This is a genomic window from Roseiarcus sp. (assembly GCF_052145395.1).
Classification (GTDB): domain Bacteria; phylum Pseudomonadota; class Alphaproteobacteria; order Rhizobiales; family Beijerinckiaceae; genus Roseiarcus.
Window position 1 is genome coordinate 1 of sequence record NZ_JBKQOT010000855.1, and the last position, 4521, is coordinate 4521.

The 4521-nt window shown below is 62.5% G+C and carries 4 protein-coding genes and 1 pseudogene; 2 read left to right on the forward strand and 3 right to left on the reverse strand.

The window, feature by feature from the left end; all coding sequences use genetic code 11:
- Nucleotides 1-1138 (forward strand): annotated as a pseudogene (locus ACLP25_RS29765) (hypothetical protein); the annotation flags it as partial.
- 416 nt (nucleotides 1139-1554) lie between these two features.
- Here the strand turns inward: ACLP25_RS29765 and ACLP25_RS29770 are convergent.
- Together ACLP25_RS29770 and ACLP25_RS29775 are read right to left on the reverse strand one after the other, a co-directional pair.
- Nucleotides 1555-2091: a hypothetical protein gene (locus tag ACLP25_RS29770; RefSeq protein WP_442472701.1), complete on the reverse strand. Its 537-nt coding sequence runs from the start codon at nucleotides 2089-2091 to the stop codon at nucleotides 1555-1557.
- Nucleotides 2092-2347: 256 nt separating this feature from the next.
- The gene (locus tag ACLP25_RS29775) at nucleotides 2348-2851 is read right to left on the reverse strand and encodes a hypothetical protein (protein ID WP_442472702.1); all 504 of its coding nucleotides are present in this window, start codon (nucleotides 2849-2851) and stop codon (nucleotides 2348-2350) included.
- A 383-nt stretch (nucleotides 2852-3234) separates the two neighbouring features.
- Between ACLP25_RS29775 and ACLP25_RS29780 the strand changes: the two genes are divergently transcribed.
- Nucleotides 3235-3729: a hypothetical protein gene (locus ACLP25_RS29780; RefSeq protein ID WP_442472703.1), complete on the forward strand. Its 495-nt coding sequence runs from the start codon at nucleotides 3235-3237 to the stop codon at nucleotides 3727-3729.
- Nucleotides 3730-4235: 506 nt separating this feature from the next.
- Here the strand turns inward: ACLP25_RS29780 and ACLP25_RS29785 are convergent.
- Nucleotides 4236-4521, reverse strand: a 286-nt coding sequence (locus ACLP25_RS29785) for a substrate-binding domain-containing protein (protein ID WP_442472704.1), incomplete at its 5' end; no start/stop codon positions are given.

Sequence of the window (4521 nt, forward strand, 5' to 3'; positions counted from 1 at the left end):
CGAGTTCCTCAACCGCTATCCCAACAGCTTCTACGCCCCCGACGCCCGCGCCTTGCTCGATCTCCTGGACCGACAAGCGCGCGAAACGGCGGATCGGCAAGCAGCGGCTGAGGCTGTTTCGTCCGGAGACGCTGAGGCCGCGCGGCTGCGGGAAGAACAGGCAAGAAGCGAACAGGCGGCCAGCGAGGCAGGCGCGCGGGAGCGCGCAATGGCCGAGAAGCTCGCGGCCGCCGAGGCGGAGCGCTCCCGGCTCACTCAGGAATTGGCGCAGCGGACGGCCGACCAGGCCGCCGCCGACGCGCGCAACTGGGCCGAACTCGACAAGCTGCAGAAGGAGCGCGACCAGCGCGAGGCCGAGCTTCGCGCACGCGTCGACAAGGAGCAGACCGCGGCTTCTCCGTCGGACAAGGAACGCTTGGTGCAAGAAGCCCTTGCCAAGGAGGGCGGGAACCCGGTTGACGACGCTAAGGCGCTCGCAGAACGCGAGCGCGCCGCGAACGCGGAGCGCGACCGCCAGCTTCAGGCCGAGGCGGATCGCGTGGATTCGCTCAAGGCCCAGATCGCGCAACTCGAGCAGCAGGCCGCGCAGGCGAAGGCGGCAGCGCAGGCGGAGGTGCAGAAGGCGGACGAAGCGAAGAAGGCCCTGACGGAGAACGCCAAAGTCGCGGCGATTGAGCCGCAGGTCGTCGGGCTGACGTCCGAGCAGCGGACGCTGGCGGCGCCGATCGAGGCTGAACTCAGGCGCATCGGCTGCTATCCCGGCGCCGATCAGGATTGGGATTCGCCGGCCGTCCGTCTCGGCGTGGCGGAATACGCCCGATACGCCAAGCTCCCGGCCACGCCCACTCTTCCGGACGCAGCGCTGCTCGACAGCCTCAAGACTGTGCGCGAGCGCGTCTGCCCGATTGAATGCTCCGCGCGCGAGATCGCGGTCAACGGCCGCTGCGTCGCCAAAACCTGCCCGCTTGGCCGTATCCTCGCGCGTGACGGCGCGTGCGTCGCAAAGCCGGCTCCGCCTCGAGTCACCGCGACGCGGGAAGTCGAGTCGCCCGCGCCGCGAAAGGCGGCGACGCACCACGCTCCGCCGAGTTCGGGCGGGCGCTGCTTCAGCTTCAACGGAAGCCAATATTGCGAATGATGCGCGCGCTCCTCAAACCGAAAGTCGGGTTCGGCCTCGTGGCGGGGGTCGCGGGCCTGATCGGCGCCGGTGTGGCGGGCGCGGCTCAGTATGCCTGCCAGGTCCCTCTGGCCGTTCTCTGCCAGGGCTGCGCCAGCGACGTAACGATTACCCTGCAGCCTCGGGGCGGGTGCCGGGTCAGTTTCAGCCCCGCGCCGGGCGCCGCTTCTCCGTCCGTCTCCGGCGCCGTGACGCTCCAAATCCAGACTCCGGCGCCGCCGGTTCGTCGCGGCATCTATTCGCGCGCACATTATGCGGCCCGGCCGTTTCAACCGTCCAGAGGCGCTTGCTTCGCGTTCAACGGTCACCAGTATTGCGAATGATTGAAGTTTGTCTCGAAGGAGAAGTCATGCACGCGCGGGCTCCCTTTCGCGTCCTCACTCCTGGGTGACTGAACATGACAGGCGCCTGGCCGTCGCTGATTGTGCGACTGCAAGCGTGCCGTTTGCGCGGATAAACTGATAGTCTGTAAAGCTTGGCTTGAGCTCATAGTCGACCTGCGCCGAGCACGAGGCGCCGTTCACGGTCAACAGGATCGCTCTTTTGAAGCTGGGATAATCAACAATATTGATCAATTTATCCTGACCGGCGACCCTCCATTCTTCCGCCGAGGAACTCCCGAGCCGAGTCGTTTTTTCTTCTGTGTGTACAGATTCATGCTTTCCATGATGACGACCACCAACAAAATTGGAATTCTCTTTGGACTGAATATTTCCTTTGAGATTCATCGAGGCGTTGACGCTCACGTATTGAGTAATCAAGCTTGGGGTTGGCTTGATCTGATCGAATTCCTGATCGAAGTTTAGCTGAATGCGCAGTTGCTGCGATTCCGCGGGGCAAACCGCTCCGGAGACGAACAGGACTCCGGCAGCCAATCCCGAGCGGACGTTGATGTTGCTGACAATCGAGTCCATGCGTTCTCCGGTGAGATATTGGACCAATGCCCAGTCGGCGACGTTTCCGCGAACGCCCAGTTCCCGACGACAATTTGTACTGCGCAGGAGTTTGGCCGTGACATCCGTCTTTTGGCCGATCGTAGCGTGTACGACCTCGATGAGACTGTCGTTGACCGGATGTCGTGCCTTTCGGGGGCGTCTGAAGGCGACGTCGGCCCCTGGGCGCCGAGTGTTGAAAGGCGCCAGCAGGGTTCCGGACGACGCAGTGTTCTTCTCACCGGATCGAGCACCCCGAACTGACCACCGTCGGCAGGCTAAAATGCGCAAGTTCGCCGGTGTCCGCGCGCGGGCCTATGGTGTCAGAATATCCCTTCTGCAACAGATACTTGATCTGAACACTGCAGGAATCGCCGGAGATCTCGATGTCCGTCATCATGAGGAACTGTCGACCGGCGAAGATGCGCCTGAGTTGATGCGGACCGAGGACGCGCCAGACGACCTTCGCGGAATTGTCGCCGAGCGCCTCGTTGTTCTGCCCCTGGCGGACAAACTGTCGCTTCCGCTTGCCGAAAATGGCTTCGTTGTTTTCGCTCACCCGGTTGTCTGCGGAGAGCGTCGCGACGATCTGGTGCCGCCCGACAATGGCGGTCCTTTCGTCGGGCGGCAGTCGGTCGTGGGTCTCGACAAAGTCGATCTCGATAATGGTCTCGCCCGTCGATCCTGCGGCAAATGCCGGCGGCCCGAACACCGTGGCGAGTCCTGCCGCGAAGAAGCGCATTGCGTTGATGCGACGCCGATTTCCTTTCCTCGGGTCTCGCACCCTTATGCCTTCCATCCGTTTCGTGATCTTGACCGGAATCTGCAAAATTGGAGTCAATAACCGGCAAATAATTGTGCGATTTCAAATCGCGGGTCAAGTGGATGGAAGCGGCGCCGATCTACCGATTCAAGTCCATCGCGCTTGTGCGTGGGGCCAGCGCGACCGCGGCGAGTGGGATCGAGACTTAGGGCTGGGCCGAGCGTCGATCACCAGGCGCCGCGCTCGACCTCGCTCACGCTCAGCGCCCGCCTGCACCACGCGGTTTGAATTGGCGCTTCCGGTTGGCTTAATATCGGGTTCAACCGAGGGCTCGGGGAGCCGCGAACGGTGGTGGGGCATGCATGACCAAAAATACGAGAATTTGGCTGCTGGGGGCGTTGATATTGTTTCTGCCGTCACGAGCCGGCTTTGCCCAGCAGGGTGTGACGCAAATTCATGTCGTGTTTCAGAATTACTACGAGAGGGTGCGGCCGGGGTATGCGGCCGGAGTCGTCAGCGAAGATATGACCGTCGTCCTGTCAGGAAAGAACTCGGTGCAAGAAGTCTACACTTCGAGCAACCGGCAAGCTTCGCAAACATGGAATACAGAGAATGCTCTGGGCTCGGAACGATGGCGTGTCGCTGGCCCAAACAAGCTTGTCAGAACCACCCGCCGCTCGCAAAGCGTTCGAACCGACACGATCGAGGTGCATGGCTCGACCTGCACGGCGACAGCCAGGTTCGACCTACTGCCTGGCTTCAGCGAATATGAGATCTATAGCATCGGACTTCACGCACCCGCTTACTACAGGCAGGCTCGCATGGAGACCAGCACGTGTGAGATCAAGAGTAACTAGATGGGGCGAACCCTCGCCCGCTCCGCCTCGTAGGCTAGCCAAACCTGCTTTCCTGCGACCATCGCGCGATCCGGGACGCCCCGCAGCGAAAGATAGGCCTCAAGCTGTCGCCAGGTCTCGGGGTTTGGCAGGTCGCGGTCATCGCGAAGGGTCCGAACGAATTCGCCAGCGGCATCATTGCCGGCTGGGCACGTTTTGATGTAGGCGGCAAAAGACATGGTGCACTCCAAAGCCCGTTTCACCAAATAACGTGATTCGGGTTATTCGTCGCGTTTGGGCGTCATGCGGATGGTGACGAACGGGGCGGCCCGAAGCGTGGGGCCCAAGGACCGATCGTGTTTGGGCGTGCGTTCGGTGTAAGACAATCTGCGTGGCAAGACCAGAGCTGGATTCAATACATTGGAAGCGTTTCATGTCGGACGCTCCTCTGCCACGTTATCAATGTCAGTCGTTGCGAGGAAACATTTTTTCCCGCGAATGACGAGTATCGGCCCCAATTCCCGGTCCTAACGATTGACTTCGCCGGAGAGGCGACGCGGTCCTCCGCTCGCCCCGCTGGCGCCGGAGGAGCCGCGCACCACGAGGCGGCCGGCCAGCACCACCTTGCGCGTCGCCATGTCCGGGGTGCGCAGGCGTTCGAACAGCAAGTCCATGGCGGCCCGGCCGATCTCGGCGACCGGCTGCTCGATCACGGTGAGGCCCGGCCCGACGAGCTCGGTCCAGGGCTCGTTGTCGAACCCGGCGATGGCGATGTCGCGCGGCGTCTCGAGTCCGGCGCCCCGGACGCCGCGA

Coding starts and splice junctions, on each gene's coding strand:
- ACLP25_RS29770 (WP_442472701.1), bottom strand. CDS start 2,091: ATGGACTCGATTGTCAGCAACATCAACGTCCGCTCGGGATTGGCTGCC.
- ACLP25_RS29775 (WP_442472702.1), bottom strand. CDS start 2,851: ATGCGCTTCTTCGCGGCAGGACTCGCCACGGTGTTCGGGCCGCCGGCA.
- ACLP25_RS29780 (WP_442472703.1), top strand. CDS start 3,235: ATGACCAAAAATACGAGAATTTGGCTGCTGGGGGCGTTGATATTGTTT.